The 19,330-nt window shown below is 38.4% G+C and carries 15 protein-coding genes and 1 pseudogene; 6 read left to right on the top strand and 10 right to left on the bottom strand.

Annotation, left to right across the window (positions count from 1 at the left end; translation table 11 throughout):
• Positions 1-339 (bottom strand): annotated as a pseudogene (locus tag ADIARSV_RS01465) (2,3,4,5-tetrahydropyridine-2,6-dicarboxylate N-succinyltransferase); the annotation flags it as partial.
• Positions 340-878: 539 nt separating this feature from the next.
• Between ADIARSV_RS01465 and ADIARSV_RS01460 the strand changes: the two are divergent.
• Positions 879-1,283: an RNA-binding S4 domain-containing protein gene (locus tag ADIARSV_RS01460; RefSeq protein ID WP_016193563.1), complete on the top strand. Its 405-nt coding sequence runs from the start codon at positions 879-881 to the stop codon at positions 1,281-1,283.
• Positions 1,284-1,504: 221 nt separating this feature from the next.
• Here ADIARSV_RS01460 and ADIARSV_RS01455 read toward each other — a convergent pair whose 3' ends face one another.
• Both ADIARSV_RS01455 and ADIARSV_RS01450 read right to left on the bottom strand, forming a co-directional pair.
• Positions 1,505-1,984 carry a nucleoside deaminase gene (locus tag ADIARSV_RS01455; RefSeq protein WP_016193562.1) on the bottom strand — a complete coding sequence of 160 codons (480 nt, stop codon included), beginning with the start codon at positions 1,982-1,984 and terminating at the stop codon, positions 1,505-1,507.
• A 72-nt stretch (positions 1,985-2,056) separates the two neighbouring features.
• Positions 2,057-2,656: an OmpH family outer membrane protein gene (locus ADIARSV_RS01450; RefSeq protein ID WP_016193561.1), complete on the bottom strand. Its 600-nt coding sequence runs from the start codon at positions 2,654-2,656 to the stop codon at positions 2,057-2,059.
• A gap of 150 nt (positions 2,657-2,806) precedes the next feature.
• On the opposite strand from ADIARSV_RS01450, the gene gyrB reads away from it, so the two are divergent.
• Positions 2,807-4,765: a DNA topoisomerase (ATP-hydrolyzing) subunit B gene (gene gyrB, locus ADIARSV_RS01445; RefSeq protein ID WP_016193560.1), complete on the top strand. Its 1,959-nt coding sequence runs from the start codon at positions 2,807-2,809 to the stop codon at positions 4,763-4,765.
• Positions 4,766-4,842: 77 nt separating this feature from the next.
• On the opposite strand, the gene ADIARSV_RS01440 is transcribed toward gyrB, so the two are convergent.
• The 4 genes from ADIARSV_RS01440 to ADIARSV_RS01425 all read right to left on the bottom strand — a co-directional run bounded on the left by ADIARSV_RS01440 (position 4,843) and on the right by ADIARSV_RS01425 (position 13,686).
• A complete protein-coding gene (locus ADIARSV_RS01440; protein ID WP_016193559.1) occupies positions 4,843-5,337 on the bottom strand; it encodes a retropepsin-like aspartic protease in 495 nt (164 codons plus the stop codon).
• Positions 5,337-6,263: a malate dehydrogenase gene (gene mdh / locus ADIARSV_RS01435; protein WP_016193558.1), complete on the bottom strand. Its 927-nt coding sequence runs from the start codon at positions 6,261-6,263 to the stop codon at positions 5,337-5,339. Before mdh ends, ADIARSV_RS01440 begins: the two co-directional genes overlap by 1 nt.
• Positions 6,264-6,365: 102 nt before the next feature.
• Complete coding sequence (gene tamL / locus ADIARSV_RS01430) at positions 6,366-8,666, bottom strand: translocation and assembly module lipoprotein TamL (protein ID WP_235048343.1); 2,301 nt, start codon at positions 8,664-8,666, stop codon at positions 6,366-6,368.
• Positions 8,641-13,686, bottom strand: a complete 5,046-nt coding sequence (locus tag ADIARSV_RS01425; RefSeq protein ID WP_040298714.1) for a translocation/assembly module TamB domain-containing protein — start codon at positions 13,684-13,686, stop codon at positions 8,641-8,643. The genes tamL and ADIARSV_RS01425 overlap by 26 nt, the downstream gene beginning before the upstream one ends.
• A 108-nt stretch (positions 13,687-13,794) precedes the next feature.
• On the opposite strand from ADIARSV_RS01425, the gene ADIARSV_RS22755 reads away from it, so the two are divergent.
• Both ADIARSV_RS22755 and ADIARSV_RS22750 read left to right on the top strand, forming a co-directional pair.
• Positions 13,795-14,622: a serine hydrolase domain-containing protein gene (locus ADIARSV_RS22755; protein WP_016193555.1), complete on the top strand. Its 828-nt coding sequence runs from the start codon at positions 13,795-13,797 to the stop codon at positions 14,620-14,622.
• Positions 14,592-15,062 carry a serine hydrolase domain-containing protein gene (locus ADIARSV_RS22750; protein ID WP_200864695.1) on the top strand — a complete coding sequence of 157 codons (471 nt, stop codon included), beginning with the start codon at positions 14,592-14,594 and terminating at the stop codon, positions 15,060-15,062. Before ADIARSV_RS22755 ends, ADIARSV_RS22750 begins: the two co-directional genes overlap by 31 nt.
• A 17-nt stretch (positions 15,063-15,079) precedes the next feature.
• Here the strand turns inward: ADIARSV_RS22750 and ADIARSV_RS01415 are convergent, their stop codons facing one another.
• Positions 15,080-16,057, bottom strand: a complete 978-nt coding sequence (locus ADIARSV_RS01415; protein ID WP_016193553.1) for a type I phosphomannose isomerase catalytic subunit — start codon at positions 16,055-16,057, stop codon at positions 15,080-15,082.
• Positions 16,058-16,296: 239 nt separating this feature from the next.
• Here ADIARSV_RS01415 and ADIARSV_RS01410 point away from each other — a divergent pair, with 239 nt between their 5' ends.
• Positions 16,297-17,562, top strand: a complete 1,266-nt coding sequence (locus ADIARSV_RS01410) for a DEAD/DEAH box helicase (protein ID WP_016193552.1) — start codon at positions 16,297-16,299, stop codon at positions 17,560-17,562.
• A 95-nt stretch (positions 17,563-17,657) separates the two neighbouring features.
• Here the strand turns inward: ADIARSV_RS01410 and ADIARSV_RS21755 are convergent, their stop codons facing one another.
• Positions 17,658-17,807 carry a hypothetical protein gene (locus ADIARSV_RS21755; protein ID WP_016193551.1) on the bottom strand — a complete coding sequence of 50 codons (150 nt, stop codon included), beginning with the start codon at positions 17,805-17,807 and terminating at the stop codon, positions 17,658-17,660.
• Between the two features lie 266 nt (positions 17,808-18,073).
• Here ADIARSV_RS21755 and ADIARSV_RS01405 point away from each other — a divergent pair, with 266 nt between their 5' ends.
• Positions 18,074-18,301 (top strand): hypothetical protein, encoded by a 228-nt coding sequence (locus ADIARSV_RS01405; RefSeq protein ID WP_016193550.1) that lies wholly within the window; start codon positions 18,074-18,076, stop codon positions 18,299-18,301.
• A 28-nt stretch (positions 18,302-18,329) separates the two neighbouring features.
• Here the strand turns inward: ADIARSV_RS01405 and ADIARSV_RS01400 are convergent, their stop codons facing one another.
• Positions 18,330-19,226: a magnesium transporter CorA family protein gene (locus ADIARSV_RS01400; RefSeq protein ID WP_016193549.1), complete on the bottom strand. Its 897-nt coding sequence runs from the start codon at positions 19,224-19,226 to the stop codon at positions 18,330-18,332.
• Between the last annotated feature and the right edge of the window lie 104 nt (positions 19,227-19,330).

Here is a 19,330-nt window from a genome sequence, read left to right as displayed (position 1 = left end):
AATTACACCTTTAGCCAGGTAAGCACCATAGCGGGCAATTCCATGTGGCACTACACGTACACCAAGTTCTTTATAATTGGTCTTTAATTTCATTTTATCATGAAAAACAAAAGGACCAACTTCAATTTCTTCCATAGAGCGGATAGGGAAATATAAAATTACTGCTTTTTTAATCCACTCATTGACATGCCATCCGCCAGCTATAGGTTCAGCAACTCTAATTTCTCCTTTATCAAGCAGGTCGATAACGTGCTCAATAGCCTTAATGTATTCACTATAAGTTAAAAGAGTTCTATCTTCCCAGGCCTCTTCAATCTGTTTTTGTAGTTTAAAGATCATTTAATTATATTTCTAGCAAAATAAAGCTTTTTTAAGGACTTTTGTTTAAGGATTTAATATTACAAATCAACCAATTATTATAAAGGCTAAGAATCGGTATTTTAAAGCCGATCAATATAAGAATAACCCATTATCAGAAATAACTAAAATGGATGGCTTATTATACTCAATTAATTACAAATCAACCAATTATTATAAAGGCTAAGAATCGGTATTTTAAAGCCGATCAATATAAGAATAACCCATTATCAGAAATAACTAAAATGGATGGCTTATTATACTCAATTAATTAGAATCAACCGTTTATTATAAAGACTAAGAATTGGTAAATTTAAATTCAATCAATTAAAGAATCAACCATTATCAGAAATAATAAAAATTGCCAGGTTTAGACCAACTTATTAAAGAATTGAACATCTAGTAAAAAACGGGTACGTTCCATTCCGGTTAATTCAGGAATCAACCGGAATGATATTAAGATTCAACCATTCTCATAAATTATTAAAAATTGGTAATTTTATATCCAATTAAGTAAAGGCATGGACGAGAAAGAAAAACTACGAATTGATAAATATCTTTGGTCAATCCGGCTCTTTAAGACGCGGACTTTAGCAACAGATGCATGCAAAGCCGGTCGTATAAAGTTAAATGGACAGAATATTAAACCTTCCTACGAGGTGAAAATAGGCGATGTATTTCATGTCTCAAAGGGCATTGAACGTAAACAGGTACGGGTAACCGGACTTCTACACAGTAGGGCAGATGCGAAAACAGTAATCAATTTTTACGATGATATCACTCCGGAAGAAGAAACACTCGGCTATAAATCAATGTTTCATGCTCCCACATTGAAAAGAGACAGGGGCACGGGAAGGCCTACTAAAAAAGATAGGAGAGAAATTGATGATCTGATTAGTGATGAAGATGTTAAAAGTCAGGAATAGTAATTCAGTGATAGTAATGCTTTAGAAATATTTATAAGTTAGAAATCCTTTAAAAGTCAGGAATAGTAAAGTCGGGGATGGTTATGGTTTAGGAATGTCTCAAAGTCAGGATTATTAATGGTTCAGAAATGTTTAAAGTCGGGATCGGAAGTTGTTCAAGAATAGTTAATTCAGGAATAGTAATAGCTGTAAATAATAGGATGCCTAAATGTTTATTTCAATCAATAATGCATTTTTCTCTCAGATTGAACCCAAAGATCGAATACAACCTTAGCTTCATCTCCCAGAATTTGTTCAGATGGAAGCTGCCTTTGTTCTTTAACTAATTCAAGCTCTTCATAAATGAAATGGTCATCAAACCCAATTTCCGCTGCATCATGTTTGGTATTGGCATAGTAAATTTTATCTAACCTGGCCCAGTAAATTGCACCCAGGCACATAGGGCAGGGCTCACAGCTCGTATAAATAATGCAACTGCTCAGGTCGTAAGTCTTTAATATCTGACATGCTTTCCGAATAGCAGAGATTTCAGCATGCGCTGTAGGATCATTTGTGGAAAGTACTAAATTCTGACTAGCGGCAATGATAACGTTATTTTTAACAATTACAGCTCCGAAAGGACCTCCAAGGCCATCCAGTATATTCGACTTGGAATATGAGATGGCCATTCTCATAAATTGATGATGAACGTTCTCTTCCATATAATGGGATATTAAAAAAGGTTGCAAACCAAACCGAATGCAACCTTTTTTATTTAGTTTAACCTGTGATGCTTATTTCTTATCCTTAGTATATTGATCGTTTAAGCCTTTAACCACTTCATTGGTTACATCCAGACTCTCATCTGCGAATAACAATGAAGGATTGCTTTTAGAGTAAGTCAGGACCATTTTATAGCCTTTATCTTTGGCATACACTTTCAAATATTCCGCTACCTTATCATAAAGCTTTTCATTTTCTCCAGCAGATTCATTCGCTAAAGCTGAACTGGCATTTTGATTAAAAGCCTGTAGTTCCTGTTGCTTACGAGCAAGGCGTTGTTCTGTTGATGCCCGTTCATCCGCACTCAAAGTCTGTGCCTTTTGTTGATATTCAGCAACTTCTCTCTGGAAAGCAGTTCCTTTAGCACTTAAGTCTTCCTGAGCTTTTTTAGATTTTGATTGAAGTTTGCCTTTAATGTCTTTAAAGTAATTGTAATTATTAACTAAAGAATCAGAATTAACAAATACAATTGGTTCTGCAGCTTTAGATGCCGAAGCTGAAGTCGATGGCGAATTTGTTTTAGCCTGTTCTTTATTGTTACATGAAACAACTACGGCTGCAAACAAGAATCCCGCTGTAAGTTTGGAGAATGTTCCGAATGATATTGTCATTTTTACTTATAATTTGAGGCAAATATAATCTTTCGTCTGATGTAAACAATTTAGAAATTATAAATCAGCTTCCTCTAACGCTTTAATAGGTATAAAATACTGTTTATTCGCTTAAAATGGCTAAATTTGATCTATTGTTTTAAAATAATTATGAGCGAACAAAAGGAAGACAAAACTAATTACGGAGCGGAAAATATACAAGTTTTAGAAGGCTTAGAAGCTGTACGAAAACGTCCTGCTATGTATATTGGTGATATTGGGATAAAGGGACTACATCACCTTGTTTATGAAGTAATTGATAACTCTATTGATGAAGCACTTGCTGGATATTGTACTGATATTAACGTAGTTATTCTCCCCGATAATTCTATTACTGTAGAAGATAACGGCCGTGGAATCCCAACAGGGATTATGGCAAAAGAAAAAAAGTCAGCACTTGAAGTAGTGATGACGGTTTTGCATGCCGGGGGTAAATTTGATAAAGATACATACAAGGTTTCCGGTGGTTTACATGGTGTTGGGGTATCCTGCGTAAATGCATTATCAACCCTTTTAGTTGCAACCGTTTACCGTGATGGTAAAATCTTCAGACAAGAATATAGCTGTGGAAAGCCTTTATATGAGGTTAAAATCATTGGCGATTCAGATAAAAGAGGAACAACCATCACTTTTACTCCTGATACCAGCATCTTTAGCCTGACCAACGAATATAAATTCGACACCTTGGCAGCTCGTCTACGAGAACTTGCTTATTTAAATAAGCGCATCCGTTTGACATTGACTGACGAACGGGAAGTACATGAAGACGGAAGCTTTAAAAAAGAAGAGTTTTATTCAGAAGGCGGATTAAAAGAATTCGTTAAATTCCTGGATGGCACCCGTACACCTTTAATTCCTGAACCCATCTATGTAGAAGGAATTAAACAGGGCATTCCTGTTGAGCTGGCCATGCAGTACAATGAAACCTACACCGAGAATGTCCATTCTTATGTGAATAACATCAACACAATTGAAGGTGGAACCCATGTTGCTGGTTTTAGAAGAGGTTTAACCCGTACACTTAAGTCGTATGCGGAAAAATCAGGCTTGCTTAAAAATATTAAAATTGAAATCAATGGAGATGACTTTCGCGAAGGTCTTACTGCCATTATCTCTGTAAAAGTTCAGGAACCACAGTTTGAAGGTCAAACAAAGACCAAGCTTGGTAACAACGATGTAATGGGAGCCGTCGATATGGCGGTAGGAGAGATCCTAAACAACTACCTGGAAGAAAACCCCAGGGAAGCAAAGCTTATAGTAGGGAAAGTAATTATTGCAGCACAAGCCCGTCAGGCGGCTCGTAAAGCAAGGGAAATGGTCCAGCGTAAAACGGTTATGGGTGGATCAGGTCTTCCTGGTAAACTTGCCGATTGCTCTGAAAAAGATGCTTCCAAATGCGAGTTGTACCTTGTCGAAGGGGACTCTGCAGGTGGAACTGCCAAACAAGGCAGAAACAGGTATTTCCAGGCTATTCTTCCATTAAGAGGTAAGATCTTAAACGTAGAGAAAGCACAGGAGCATAAAATCTATGAAAATGAGGAAATAAAGAACATCTTTACTGCTCTTGGAGTAAGCATAGGAACGGTTGATGATGCCAAAGCATTGAATATCGATAAACTGCGTTATCACAAAGTGGTCATCATGACGGATGCGGATGTGGATGGTTCTCACATTACTACGCTTATTTTAACTTTCTTTTTCCGTTATATGAAAGAGTTGGTTGAGTTTGGTTACGTGTATATTGCTACTCCTCCATTGTATCTGGTCAAGAAAGGTAAGGAACAAGCTTATGCATGGGATGATACCACTCGTGATGCTGCTGTTCAACGCTTAAGAGGTGCTGGAAAGGAAGAGAGTGTTCATGTTCAGCGTTATAAAGGTCTTGGAGAAATGAATGCCGAACAGTTGTGGGAAACTACGATGAATCCTGAAACCAGGACACTAAGACGCGCAACTATCGAAAATGCGGCTGAATGTGATCATATATTCTCTATGCTGATGGGTGATGAGGTTGCTCCCCGTCGTGACTTTATAGAGAAAAATGCAAAGTATGCAAGAATAGACGTATAATAATCAAAAGCATAAAAAAGGAGGCTGCCACAAGAGTGATAGCCTCTTTTTTTATGCTTTTATAAAAAGTAAATTCTTTAATTAAACATCGTTTGTCCGGAACATATTTCCTTAAACGAGACTTTCAAGTCCTTAGATGTATTTTTTCGAACCATTGAAAAAGAAATCTTTTTCAATGGATAATTGATGATTGCCTTATACTTTACTAAAATATCACCACCAATAACACCTATTATAGGTTTGACTGATACTCGCTTAAATGCATTGTTAATAGATGAAAGGTCAAGAATGGCAACTTCCATATCCGATATAACCAAATCTCCTATACTCATTTCTTCAACATTTAAAGTATAGCTTTCCATCGATTCAGTACCTAATCCTGTTGTAAGTAGATCACTGGGAGAGATCATATCCGGACCGATGCATTTCTCCACCATGCTCTTATCAAGAACCGTCCTTGAAGCTCCCGTATCAACAACCGCTTTGAACTTTTTCCCAAATACAACGACGTCCACTAAAGCGTGGAAGCCGTCGCTGTGTAGATTCAAAAGTTTGAATTTTACATCTATCATTAGAATGTTAAAACACTGTTCATGGCCCTTACCGCTTCCGCACTCTTGTTGAAGGTAGCAGTTTCTTCATCACTTAACTGAAGCTCAATAATTTTTTCCCATCCATTCTTGCCGATAATCACAGGAACTCCAATAGCAATATCGGTTAGTCCATATTCACCATCCAAAGCAACAGAGCAAGGAATTAATTTTTTCTCATCTCTAAGAATGCTTTCAACCATAGAAGCTGTTCCAGCACCTGGTGCATACCAGGCAGATGTACCAACCAGCTTGGTCAACGTAGCACCGCCAACCATAGTTGCCGCAACTATATTATCCTGCTGTTCCTTACTTAAGAATTGAGTAACCGGAATACTATTCCAGGTTGCATGATTAATCAAAGGAATCATAGTAGTATCACCATGTCCGCCGATCACCATCGCATTCAAATCTGCAGGAGAACAACCTAGTTCCTGACTCAGGTAATATTTAAATCTGGATGAGTCAAGTGCTCCACCCATGCCAATAATACGGTTTTTAGGTATTCCGGATGTTTTAAGAGACAAGTAAGTCATCGTATCCATCGGATTAGAAACAATAATAATAACTGCTTCCGGTGAATATTTAAGTATGTTTTCTACTACACCTTTTACAATACCTGCATTTGTTCCAATCAGCTCTTCACGAGTCATTCCTGGTTTACGCGGTAATCCGGATGTAATAACAACTACGTTTGAATCAGCAGTACTTGCATAATCATTCGTAACGCCTTTAATTTTAGTATCAAAACCCAATAGAGCAGAGGTTTGCATCATATCGATAGCCTTGCCTTCGGCAAAACCCTCTTTAATATCAAGCAATATAAGTTCTTCTGCTAATTCTTTTCTAGCAATATTATCAGTACAGGTTGCTCCAACGGCACCTGCTCCCACTACTGTAACTTTCATGATTTCGGTAATTTAGTATGTAACAAAAGTCAAGCAATTTAATTAAATCCCCCAACCTATTTGATAGAATTCATTAAATGTAACACAAATTTTATTTAAATATTAGAAAGGATACCCGATTGCTAAATTTAACACTAGATTGTCTTTTCTCCATTCCTTGTTTCCAAAATTGATTTCATCAAATACCCAGCGTTCACCTTCAGGCAACCATGGCTTCCGCAGAGGAAATGCCAGGTCAAGACGCAAAATTAATATGGATGCATCAATCCTTACTCCGGCTCCTGTTCCTACCGCTAGCTCTTTCATGAAATCTTTTGTAAACTTAGCACCCGACCGGTTCGTATCATTGTTGAGTAACCAAATGTTTCCCGCATCCAGGAATAAGGCTCCTCTCACTATACTGAATAACTTAGGCCTGAATTCCGTGTTAAATTCCAACTTAATATCTCCGGACTGATCGGCTGATATGGTATCATTGGAGTCCTGTGCTGGATCCCGATAAATCCCCGGACCCAGTGACCTAGCCCGGAATGCTCTAAGACTGTTGGTACCGCCAATAAAAAATTGCTTCACAAAAGGAAGTGATCGTGAGTTTCCATATGCCTCACCATAACCCATAATAAGTCGCGATGCCCATTGCGAATTTAGTCCTAGCTTGTAATAATGCCTGAAGTCTAACTCACCCCTTACATATTGAGAATATGGAGTTCCAAATAATTTTTTCTCATTCTCTTCCTTTGCCCCTTGAATTAAGCCCAACAGATTAGCCGACATATCCAGATTTGCATTGAAATAAAAGGTGTTCTTTTTATAAGCGCGAGCCGTATTCGTATAATTGAAATTATAGTTGGGTCCAATTATAAACTGATCCTCAATGGCATTTCTATAAGTAGAATTAGTTGCTGCTAATAATTTATAAGCATCTGTTACTGTTGGGGCATGCACATAGGTGACTCCCAAAACAGTCAGCTGATGTTCCTTTTCAAGACTTTCTTTCCAGGTGTAACCCAACGAGGTACGAAATGAATTTAATTTATAACTACTCTGTCTTTCCAGGCGGTCATACCCCAAAACAATTTTTGTACGTGGAATATAGGCACTGCTCGTATTGAGTTTAAAAGGAGTAAGGAAACGAGGAATACTCAGGTTTGCCTCTGTACCGTATCTGAAAATCCCGTCCCCACTATTATTACCTGACACCTGTACATCAGTGGCCACATAAGCTGATAAAGTAAGCAGCTCTGCACCACGGAAAGCATTCCTGTTCCGCCAGCTCAATGTAAATTCCGACCCAGTAAAATTAGCCGAATTCGTTCTTCCTGTGATCTCCGCACGAATAGACTTTTTAGCCATAGGCGTGAGGTAATAATAAGCGTCTAAGGCCTTTTGAGTGGTGTCCGATTCTATGAACTGGTTCTTAACAAACTTAAAAGTACCCAAACTGGTCAACCTGCTTAAAGATAAATTATGATCAGCCCTGTTATAAGTGTCCCCCTTGTAAAAGAACATTGTCCGTTCAAAAACAGCAGGTTTAAACATATTGGTCCTGTCTATAACATAAAAGTCCTTATACTTTACCGCTGCCGGACTCTTACCCTGTACGGTGTCTCTAAGTTTAAAGTTTGGATAGATGAAAATGTTATTGATTTTGTAAATGTCTTTCGCTTTTTCAGTAGTAGCATCCTTGATGTTCATATACAAATCAACTTTGTGATCGGCTGTAGTACTGTCAACTTGAATAATAAGATTCTCCGGACTAAAATAATAAAATCCCTGTTCCTTCAGCCGGGAGTCGATCCGCTCACGTTCCACTTTAATTACATCAAGGTCATAACTGTCTCCAATCTTTAACTGGCTTTCTTCGGCTGTGGCATGTACCGCTTTTCCAAGGTCCGAACTATCAGTAGTGAAATTGACCGTGTTAATCAGATATCTTGGTCCAGCTGTAGCCAAATATGTAAGCGATGCTTTTTTGCCGTGAATAGTGGTGTCAGCACTAGTATTGGCTACAAAAAAACCTTTATTTTCCAGCCTGTTAGAAACGATATCCCTGTTATAATCCACCTTAACCGAACTAAATAGTACAGGAGGTTCACCGTACTTTTTAATCCATTTCAACGGTCCTTTCTTCGCGTTTCGGGTGATATTATAGATCCATATTTTAGGCCTGATTCCTAAAATAGACATATTCGGTTTAGGCCTTAATAAACTAGTCAGGTCGGGCTCTAAAATCTTTTTGTCTTTTTTCTTAACGTCCTTGTCTTCAATTTTAACCTTTGCACCAGTATACAGAAAATCTCCTTCAGGTACATTTTTAGTCACATTACATGCAGCAAGAAACGCTACACAGAGTATCAGAAAGTATTTTATATATCGTTTAGTCATTCTCTTTAGTAGTTTCATTAGCCGATTTCCGAGCGCGCTGACGTCTCTTTTCTTCTCTTGTTTTTGCCCCGAATATTTCTTTAAACTGATTATAATCCATACTGATTACAAACCCTACACCTGTTTCAATAACTTGCCCCTGAAGTGCCACCTGGTATTGATTTTTTTGATAGGCCCGTAATATATACCGGCCATTATTGCTGAGCTGGTATTCCGCTTGAATATCACCTGCTATATTACTGGTCTTTCGGTTTTGTTGTTGCGGACCCTCTAACTCAAAATTACTACCCACCGTTACCTTCAAACGGTCATTAAGCAGTCGCTTGGATAAACCTACATTTAAATCCGTGCGATTGGCCATTTGTCCGGTTGTATAATCTTCTGATGACTGCAGATCAAATTCGAGCTGTACTCCACCAATCATATCACCGGCAAGGTTATTCAGCTGATCCGATAACAGGCGACTTACACTTTGTCTGGCAGAAGATTCCAAACCACCGCCACCAGCGCTACTTGCAAAGGGGTTATCCGAAATAAACCGGTTCAATAACAAGACCGCAAACACCTGTTTATTTAACTCAGAAGGTTCCGTTCTCAGCTGCGTTAACCTATTATCCACAGTAGTGATTACTTCAGTCGAAACATTATAATTCTCTTCCGGAAGAATGATGTCGAAAGTAATCGTTGGTTTCATCAGTTCACCTTTTAGCATCAGGTTCACATTAAAAGGAAGTTTCTGTTTATAGGTGTTAAGGGTAGTCTGTGCCACAGATCCCAATTGCTGTTCCACCAGGTCAATAGGGGCGGTATTGGCCACGTATGTTGCCGTAATATCCGCATCAGCCATCATCGGCTCTCCGTTCCAGGTTAGTGTGCTCCCTTTTTTAAGTAAGAATTTTCTTTTCAGAAAGCTTAAACTTAAATCATAAGAACCCTCTTCTACAGTCAGATTTCCCGTTAAACTAACCTTACCGCTAGGGTCAATACCTCCGTTTAACTGTGCCGCACCTTTAAGTCGCAGCATATCCCCATTAGCAGGATCCACTAAAACATTGAGTTGCGCTTCTTTATCCAACTCGATATTTACTGAGACATCCATTCCTGTAACCGTGGAAGAGTTTAAAGTATCAGCAGGGTCTTTAAAAACCTTTGCAAGCTGTGGGTTATCCTTGTCCACAAATTCAACAATGCCTGCTCTGTCCTGAATTCCCGGATCACTAGCCGGAAGCACTAAAGTGAAATCTGTTTCCGGATCGATTTTTAAAGAACCATCCACGGAAGGAGCAGCTACTGTTCCTTTAATTCCCAAACGGGTATCAATAAATAGCTTTCCATAAAACAGGTCATTATCTTTTGCTGCTGAGTTAATAAGCTTAAAGTTATTTGCATTTAATTTCAGGTCAAACCGGAAGTCTGTATATGTTTTAGTATAAACAGTTCCTAAAAGCTGCGCTTTGTTATTTGCCGAATCAATCAGGGCAAAGTCGTTAAATGTAATCCCATCCTCTGTAAAACCAATCCGTGCATTGTCCTGAATTTTAAAATAGGAGTTCAGCATAGCCACATTAAAAGCCACCTCCTTAAAGTCAATTCCCCCTCGTATGGCAGGAGCAGTAGTGGTACCAGTAATATCGAGTTTCCCCTGCAAAAACCCTTTACTTTGTTTCACGCTTCCCATCGTAAATCCCTCAATGCTTTTCATGTTGAGGTTTGCAATGTCGAGTTTCATGTCGAAACTGCTGTTGTTGGTATAATATAAACCGTTCAGATTTACCTGATTCCCTTGCCCTGTGATCTTTACATCTGCTGCAAAAGTGTTAGCCTGTTCATTATTAACCTTTAAAGCAATATTCCCTACCGTATCACCCATGAAGCTGAAATTACTCACCGTCATATCTGATGTAAATATTGGCGTTGTGTTGAAATTACGAACCTGCGCATTCCCGTTTATAGTACCACCTGCCAGCAATGAATCTTGTTTCGCAATGTTGGTTAACGTTTCAATCTGGAAATTTTTAAAGTCAATCACCAGAGGGTTATTGAGTCCCGGTGGACTGCTATTGATACTTAATTGCTGATTATTGTTGGATAGCACGAAGTTGGTCGCCTCAATCCCTTTCGCTCCAAAGTGAATGGCATTATTCTGACTTACCGTCCATGGCGTATGATTTAAAACTAATCCATCTGGATTCAGACTAAACTGAAAAGCATCCTGCAAAGCCTTCAACGCTCCCGCAATCCGATAATCAGCCCTACCCTTATTGTCCTGCGTCTGGATCGCTGTGGTAATCGTATTATTACTCACATTTCCAGCAACACTAGCCTTAAGAATCTGCATAGAACCTGTCGTAATCTTATCCAAAGTCAATGCATAACTTAGCGCACTATCCGCTGTATTAATCTTCATCTGGAAATTACTCAGGTCATTTGTGCCGTATAAAATCCGCGGTATCGATCCATTTACATTCAGTTGCCTTTTCTGACTATCAAAATTTCCATCCAAAACAATGGTAGCAAGTTCTTTCAAATCTGGCACAAACTTTTGAATCAAAGGCCCATTGGCGATTTTTGCATTAAAGACCAATTGTTGCGGCCCATATATTGCCGGTTTAACCTTCGGACCTGTTAAATAATATTTACCGATCAGATCCTGCAATGCAGTGCCTAATTGTGTCAACTTATATTTCCCTTTCAAGTCAGCGGACATCACTTCCGAGCGCAGGCGAAGCGTATTGCTATCTGCCGAAGCAGTAGAAATGATACTAACGGTATCCAAACCAATCCGTTCATCTGCCTTGGTAAACAGCGCTTCAGTCAACAAAATACTCCCATTTAAATAGTCAGGGTCTGCAGTAGGCAGATCGGCAACCAATTTACCATGGAAACGCATGTTCTCTTTCACAAAATGCAGATTCTGCAGATTAGCACTATCCAGATCCAGGTTTAGCTTTATGGCAGGATAGGTGCCCGACATATTAGCCGAAGCAGTTAAATTGAACTTCAAGTTAGGATCCGGCATATCAGCCTTCACCATCATGTTGCCTCTGCTGGCCGATCCGTCAAAGGAGAAATTCCTGTAGGTATAATGATTGTACTCCGCTTTGATCACTTTAGCAACCGCCCTGGCACGCATCGTCTTCGGATTCAATCCATTCCCCACTACATTCGCTGCCAGTGTAATTCGCCCGATACTATCGTTTTTGATCATCCTGCCGACATCAAAATTGAAAATCCGCACATTAGCCTTGTAAGATTCCCGACCTTTAACCGAAGCATTGTAAGTAGCAATAGCCTTCGCACTTCCAAAACTTGAAAAGAGGTTTAAATCCGTGCTAAAATTCGTCATCCCACCCTTAAACTTACCCGTCAACTTAATAGATTCAGGAATCCTGACATTCGCCGGGATAGTACCTTTAGGAACTAATGCAAGAATATCAGACCTCCTGGTGCTAAACTCATCTATGTTAATATCAAGCCAGGCCTTATTCATATCTGGTAAACCCCTGGTTTTCGCAGAAGCTTTAATAATAGTACCTCCCAGTCCAGAAATTTGAAGATTCTCAATCTCCAGATTCTTTACCTTTCCCTTCACCTTACCATTTATATTCAGCACCGCATTCGGATTACCTTTCAGTGGAACCGTATTTACCAGATCAGGAGCGAGAATTAAAATATCTTTAAACCCAATCTTAGTTTTAATCAAGTTCGCTTCCACCCCAAGTTCACCTAAATGAGTAGAAATACTAGCTATAGAAGGGTAAGTAACCCTGATGTTGTTACTGATGCTGGTATAAGGGGTCTGAACTAATAAATCTTTCAGATATGCTTCCTTAGGGCCATAAAAGAATTCCGTTTCAAACTTCAACAGGTTAAATCCACTTTTATCCTTAAACGTTCCTGAGTTGATCTTCCCCGAAATAGTGTCCACAGAATAAGCCAGGTCATTTAAACTCAAATTCAAATCCTTAATATCCATATGAGCAAAATCCATCCCCTTTTTTTGCACAGGCATGTTGAAATTATCAAAGCGGATATTGTTATTACCCAGATTCAGGTCTTTGGCATCAAACTTCCAGTTAGTTGACGTAGCCTCCGTAGCTTTTTCAGTTTCTGAAGCCACTAGCTTTGCCTGCTGGCTTTTCCCAAGTTGAAATAAGATCGAGGAGTTACTCAGATCCAGCTTATCCAAAATAATATGCTGGTTCTTCATATCAATCTGATCAGATTCAACAACAAGAGAGCCCAGATTTACATCTGCTTTCATCGCCGACACATCATTCTGATAGAAGACTTTAATCTTAGAAAGATCAATGGTACCTAATTGAAGGTCGAGGTTCATAGGTTCAGCGCTTTCCGCTTCATGCACGACAACAGTTTTTGCAACTACCGCAGGCTTACTCTGAATTACCCTTGCATTGACTCCTGAAAGTACTATTTTAGGGATACTGAACTTCATCTTATCCAGATCAAATTCCTTTATCCGGGTATCAAAGTGACCAATGGCAAACTGAACATCATTTGCTGATGGAGCATCTTTAAAACTTACTTTAATTCGGTCCAGGTTAATTTTATCAAGCGAAAACTTCATGGTAGATGATGTATCAACCGGCTCAGGCTCCTTTTTTTGCTCGCTCACAAAAGCCTTCATAATATAGTCGAAATTGAACACACTATCCGGTCCCCGCTGAATATTTGCCGTAATACCCCTCAGGTCAATTTCATTGATCTCAAGTTTGTTATTAAGCAACTTTAATAAGCTAATGTCTACTTTCAGCGTATCTCCCGCCAGCAAGGTGTCTTTCTTCTGATCTTCGAAATAAATATCTTCCAGTACAATCAGTTTAGGCAAGTTCAGACTGATCTTATTAATTTCGACCTTCGTCCCAATCTTACCTTCCAGGTAACTTACCGCTTTATTTTTTGCAAAATTTTGAACAGCCGGAACACGAATCAGGACGAACACTAAAAGGACCAGAAAAATTAATATCCCAATGATCCACAGAATAATTTTTAAGGTGAGGGTACCGAATCTTCTCAAGTTAAATGAATTTAGTTCAAATCAATAATTGTTAAAAAGCTTAAATGTTTGATTTTTTAACATAAATTGTGAATTATTATCAATTATGCAAAACCAGTATTTGTAAATATGAAAGTATCAAAAACTATTTGGAAATTATTATTGCTCAGCTTTATTTCTTTCCAAGCCTTTTCCCAACCCTTACCAACTGCAGATCCGGCAAGCCAGGGTGTCGATAAAGAACGACTTCTAAGGATTGATAATTTATTACAAACCAGTATCAAAAAACAATATATGCATGGTGCCATAGCCCTGATTGCACGTAATGGCAAAATAGTGTATAATTCATCATATGGGTACAGTGACTTCGAAACCAAAAAAATCTTAGCGAAAACGGATATCTTCCGGATTGCCTCCCAAACCAAAGCCATAACAAGTGTAGCAGTAATGATGCTTTTTGAAGAAGGAAAGATCCTGCTGGATGACCCCATTTCTAAATATATCCCTTCTTTTGCAAAACCTCTCGTACTCGATACCTTTATATCCGTAGACAACTATACTACTCATCCGGCTAAACGGGAAATTACCATAAGAGATCTGCTCACTCATACTTCAGGAATTGACTATGCCGTTATAGGTTCAGCCAATATGAAGCAGATCTATGCAAAAGCAGGAATTCCTGTAGGATTTGAAAGTGGCAGGTTGTTGTTAAAGGACGCCATACCTAAATTGGGCACTCTTCCCCTGGCGCATGAGCCTGGTGCGCGTTTTACTTACGGTTTGAGTGTTGATGTATTAGGTTATCTTGTCGAAGTAGTGTCTGGAAAAAGCCTTAGTGAATTTTTCAAGGAAAGGATCTTTACCCCTCTAATGATGAATGACACCTATTTTTACCTGCCTAAAGAAAACAGGCGCGCCTTGTACCCATCTATACACTTTCTCCCGATAATAAATTAGTAAAATGGGAAAATTCTAATGGAATCTCTGCCAATTATCCTAAAACAAACGGTACTTACTTCTCCGGTGGCGCAGGTTTAAGTTCCACTATAAATGATTATGCCATCTTCTTGCAAATGTTGCTGAACGGCGGCTCCTATAATGGAAAGAAATTGCTGGCCAAAAGGACAGTCGAATTAATGACCTGTAACCAAATCAACGACATCAGTTTCCGTAATGGCGATAAATTTGGCCTTGGCTTTCAAATTACATCCGAAAGTGGACAAGCCAGGCTCGGGTTATCTAAGGGATCCTTTGCCTGGGGTGGATATTTTGGAACGACCTATTGGGTAGATCCTGTAAAAAACCTGGTATGCCTGATCTTTACACAACAGAGTCCGCTTAAAGGGGATGTCCACGATAAGTTCAGAGCATTGGTTTACCAGTCTTTAGAAAACTAAAAAAAAATATTAGAGTCTTATATATAAGACTCTAATATTTTAAATCCTTTCTGTGCATGTAAAGTTACGCGGTTAATAGAAGCCGGAATAAGAATGCAATCGCCCATACTTACCTTCAAACTTTCTTCCCCATATAATAAGGTATAAGATCCTGCAACACATACATGGATCACAAATGAATCCTTTGTAGTATAATCGCGGGAAACAGATTCGGTATATTCCAGGATATTAGTCGTGAAATAGGGACAAGTAACCACTTCTACCGGTTCATTCAGCTTTTCTTTATAAAGCGACTTATATTCCGGATAAAAGTTATAATCGATAGCGGCCAAAGCCTCTTCGGTATGCAGTTCCCGTTTGTTGCCCTTATCATCTACACGGTCAAAATCATAGATCCGGTAAGTAATATCAGAAGTCTGCTGGATCTCAGCAATCAGTAAACCTTTACCGATAGTATGAACCCGTCCTGCAGGTAAAAAGAATACATCGCCCGCTTTAGCTTCTTCCTTATTCAGGATGTCTGTCAGGTGACCACTATTAAATTTTTCCAGATAGATCTCCTGATCCAAAGGCTGATTAAATCCGGCAATCAGTGAAGCTCCAGCATCAGCCTGAAGTATATACCACATCTCTGTCTTTCCGAATGAATTATGTCTTTTACGAGCTAATTCATCATTCGGATGAACCTGAATGGAGAGATCTTCATTGGCATCGATAAACTTAATCAGTAAAGGGAATTCATTGCCAAATCGTTCGTATACTTTTTTGCCTACCAATTCTTCCTGATGGGTTTCCAGTAAGGCCGCCAGGGTTTGTCCCTCAAGCGGTCCATTCTGTACCACAGAGACATCACTTTTTACACCTGATACTTCCCAGGTCTCACCACAATTTGGAAGCGGACTGAAGTCTTTTCCAAGGTAGGTACGAATCTTTTCGCCACCCCAGATCTTGTCTTTAAATATAGTTTTAAACTTTAGCGGATATAATGTTGCCATGTTATGTATGTCGGTTTATGAACGCAAGTATAATTAAAAATGATTAGTTGTCTTACTTTTGTTAAAATTGACTCATTTTCAGAGTGTTGCTTAGTTCTAATCGTTAAGATGTAATAATTTCGTATCTTTGAACCGTAAAAACTGTTTTGAATCATACTATTCATTCAGAAAGCTCCTGTAATATAACAAAGTATTCGAGGGCAAATACGATACATCATATTAAAAAAAAATCAACAATTTTGTCATTTAAAGAATTAAATCTCATAGAGCCACTTCTAAAAGCTCTGAGTGCAGAAGGTTATACACATCCAACTCCTATCCAGGAAAAGGCTATTCCCATCGTTTTACAACAAAAAGATCTTTTGGGTTGCGCACAAACAGGAACAGGAAAAACGGCAGCGTTCGCATTGCCCATGTTACAGCTATTAAGTGCACAACCTATTCAGAAAAGTACCCGTAGAGACATCAGGGCACTTATTCTTACACCTACCCGCGAGCTTGCTATACAAATTAAAGAAAGCTTTCAGTCTTACGGAAAATTTACCGCTTTAAGACAAGCTGTTATATTCGGTGGTGTTTCTCAAGGAAAACAAGTTGAAGAAATCAATAAAGGAGTAGATGTTTTAATTGCTACACCTGGAAGACTTCTGGATCTTGTTTCTCAACGTCTGGTTAATTTGCAGCATATTCAAATATTTGTCCTTGATGAGGCAGATCGCATGTTGGATATGGGTTTTGTAAATGATGTAAAAAAGATCATTTCTAAAATCCCGGTTAAAAGACAAACCCTGTTCTTTTCAGCTACCATGCCTTCTGAGATCTCAAACCTGGCGAATACCATTTTATCAAACCCGGTAAGGGTAGAGGTATCCCCGGTATCTTCTACAGTGGAAAAGATTACGCAAGCAATCTATTCTGTGGAAAAGAAAAACAAACCCAATCTACTCATCCATCTTTTACAGGATAAATCCATCGAGAACGTTTTGGTGTTTACCAAAACCAAACATGGAGCTGATAAACTGGTAAAAGTACTTGAAAGAGCAAGCATCAATGCTGAAGCTATTCATGGAAATAAATCTCAAAATGCCCGTCAACGTGCATTAACAAGTTTTAAAGCCGGAACGTTGCGTGTATTAGTGGCAACAGATATCGCAGCACGTGGTATTGATGTAGATGAACTGAAAAATGTAATCAACTTCGACCTTCCTAATGTTCCGGAAACTTATGTTCACCGGATCGGACGTACAGGTAGAGCAGGAGCAAGCGGAACAGCATGGTCATTCTGTGATGAAGAAGATCGCCCGTTCCTGCATGATATCTTAAAACTTACTCAACAGGATATTCCATTGGTTGAAGATCATCCTTACCCGATGTTTTTTAATAAACTAATGGATGCTTCTTCTGTTAAAAGAGCGAAAACAAAAATTAATTTAGCCGCAGCTGCAAAGAAAAGAAGTTTTAAGCCAAGAGAAAAACCGCAGTCTTTCCATCGGAAGACACTTTAAACCTGGTTTATTGCACATAAAAAAAAGGGAATTTCGTAAGAAGTTCCCTTTTTTCATTTTTCATAGGTACATGAAATTTTTATGCAATAGTCAAATTAGGCTGCTTGAATTATAGAATTGCGCAGGTTATTATATGTTTTAATAGTTTTGAATTTTCTAACTTCTGATTTTAAGATCTCCATTAATTCAATATCAAAATCTTGTGTCAATTTGCTGATGTTTGTAGTAGATGTTATCTTTTTCATGATGTTTGGTTTAAATTTATACAAGACTATATTCCAAAAACATGCCAAAATATAAAACGCTGTAAAAATTCTATTTAAGTTCCTGATAATGAATAACTAAATTTCTCCAAAGCCTTATCCTTTGAATGAATTTTAAAAGCTTCAAAACACATGTTGTTTTTTCAGTACATCATTATTTCAATACGACCCACTAGGGGTACACCAATCAGAAAAATTTCAAAACAAACATTAATCCGATAAGGAGGTTGTTGTTAAAAAAAGAAAATATGGAACAGTTTAATATGCAGGTAATGTTAAAGGATGGCACATTTGCTGACTATGATGTTAAAACAGATCGAAAAGCCCAATATTATGAAGTATATGATAAAGAGACCTTGATTGCCACTTTCAAAGATGACAAGAACGGATCATTTGCCATTGATACCAATACGACTAATATTGAAGAAGACCTTCAGTCAAGAATTGCAGAGCAACTTAAAGGCTTTAGTGTCTAGCTAAAATTAGGTTTAAACGATAAGCGGTTTATAACCAGCCTTTTCGTTTAAACCAAAAATAAATGCCAATTGTGATGACCGCCATCACAACTAAAACCAATGGATATCCAAGGGGATGTTCCAGCTCAGGCATAAACTTAAAGTTCATACCATAGATGCCCACAATAAAGGTCAGCGGCATAAAGAACACGGAGAAAATAGTCAGTACCCGCATGGTCTCATTGGTCCGTTGAGAGGAAGTAGAGAAATAAGTAGTCAGCAGCTGATTGATATTATCATTCAAACTATCATATATCGTGGTAAGCTTTACATATAAATCTCGTGTGTCCCGTGTGTTTACATTCCCTCTGTCATCATCAATGTTTTCTATCGTATCTAAAGAAAGAATTAGCATTCGCCTGAGCAAATCAATCTTTCTCCTCAAATAATAGAGTCCCTTTAGCAGCGGAATCTTTCTAGTATTTAAAAATACTTGTTCTTCATAATAGTCGATGGACTTAGCCAGCTTATTAGAAGGCTCTTCATACGTCATCAAACAAGCCCGAACTACGGTATTCAAAAGCTGATGGGTGTTTTTTAAACCTTTTGTGCGGTCCAGACAAGCCAATTTATTCAAAAATGGCTGATCTTTCCGGTGGATGGTAATAAAAAAGCTGTCTGCATAAAAGAAAGCGACTTTATTGGTGAGCTCCTGAACGGTATCCGCCTCCAGCATATCAATATCAGTATAAACTCTGGAAATGATAAAGGCATAAGCTTCCAACGATTCGTACTTAGGCAAATGTCCGGGCTGCAAACAATCATGAACCAAGGCTTCATGTAAATTGTAATTTTTTGCTACATCACGTAATTCAGCATCTTCAGGATCTGTTAAATCGATCCAGTCATAACCATGTTCTGCTTTATTCGCATACTGTTTAATCATATTCTTTTCTTTATAAGTCTGATAACTTCGTCAGCTAACCGTTAAATGAAAGTTTTCCTTCTTTGATACATTCAAAGAGCTAATGAGTTTGTAAATTGCAAACT

The organism is Arcticibacter svalbardensis MN12-7, assembly GCF_000403135.1.
GTDB lineage: Bacteria > Bacteroidota > Bacteroidia > Sphingobacteriales > Sphingobacteriaceae > Arcticibacter > Arcticibacter svalbardensis.
This window is presented reverse-complemented; position numbering and strand designations above follow the sequence as displayed.

What these genes read in the sequence shown, in the direction of transcription:
- ADIARSV_RS01440 (WP_016193559.1), bottom strand. Translation starts at nt 5,337, where the DNA reads ATGATAGATGTAAAATTCAAACTTTTGAATCTACACAGCGACGGCTTC.
- tamL (WP_235048343.1), bottom strand. Translation starts at nt 8,666, where the DNA reads ATGAAACTACTAAAGAGAATGACTAAACGATATATAAAATACTTTCTG.
- ADIARSV_RS01455 (WP_016193562.1), bottom strand. Translation starts at nt 1,984, where the DNA reads ATGGAAGAGAACGTTCATCATCAATTTATGAGAATGGCCATCTCATAT.
- ADIARSV_RS21755 (WP_016193551.1), bottom strand. Translation starts at nt 17,807, where the DNA reads ATGAAAAAGATAACATCTACTACAAACATCAGCAAATTGACACAAGAT.
- mdh (WP_016193558.1), bottom strand. Translation starts at nt 6,263, where the DNA reads ATGAAAGTTACAGTAGTGGGAGCAGGTGCCGTTGGAGCAACCTGTACT.
- gyrB (WP_016193560.1), top strand. Translation starts at nt 2,807, where the DNA reads ATGAGCGAACAAAAGGAAGACAAAACTAATTACGGAGCGGAAAATATA.
- ADIARSV_RS01450 (WP_016193561.1), bottom strand. Translation starts at nt 2,656, where the DNA reads ATGACAATATCATTCGGAACATTCTCCAAACTTACAGCGGGATTCTTG.
- ADIARSV_RS01460 (WP_016193563.1), top strand. Translation starts at nt 879, where the DNA reads ATGGACGAGAAAGAAAAACTACGAATTGATAAATATCTTTGGTCAATC.
- ADIARSV_RS01400 (WP_016193549.1), bottom strand. Translation starts at nt 19,226, where the DNA reads ATGATTAAACAGTATGCGAATAAAGCAGAACATGGTTATGACTGGATC.
- ADIARSV_RS22755 (WP_016193555.1), top strand. Translation starts at nt 13,795, where the DNA reads ATGAAAGTATCAAAAACTATTTGGAAATTATTATTGCTCAGCTTTATT.
- ADIARSV_RS01405 (WP_016193550.1), top strand. Translation starts at nt 18,074, where the DNA reads ATGGAACAGTTTAATATGCAGGTAATGTTAAAGGATGGCACATTTGCT.
- ADIARSV_RS01415 (WP_016193553.1), bottom strand. Translation starts at nt 16,057, where the DNA reads ATGGCAACATTATATCCGCTAAAGTTTAAAACTATATTTAAAGACAAG.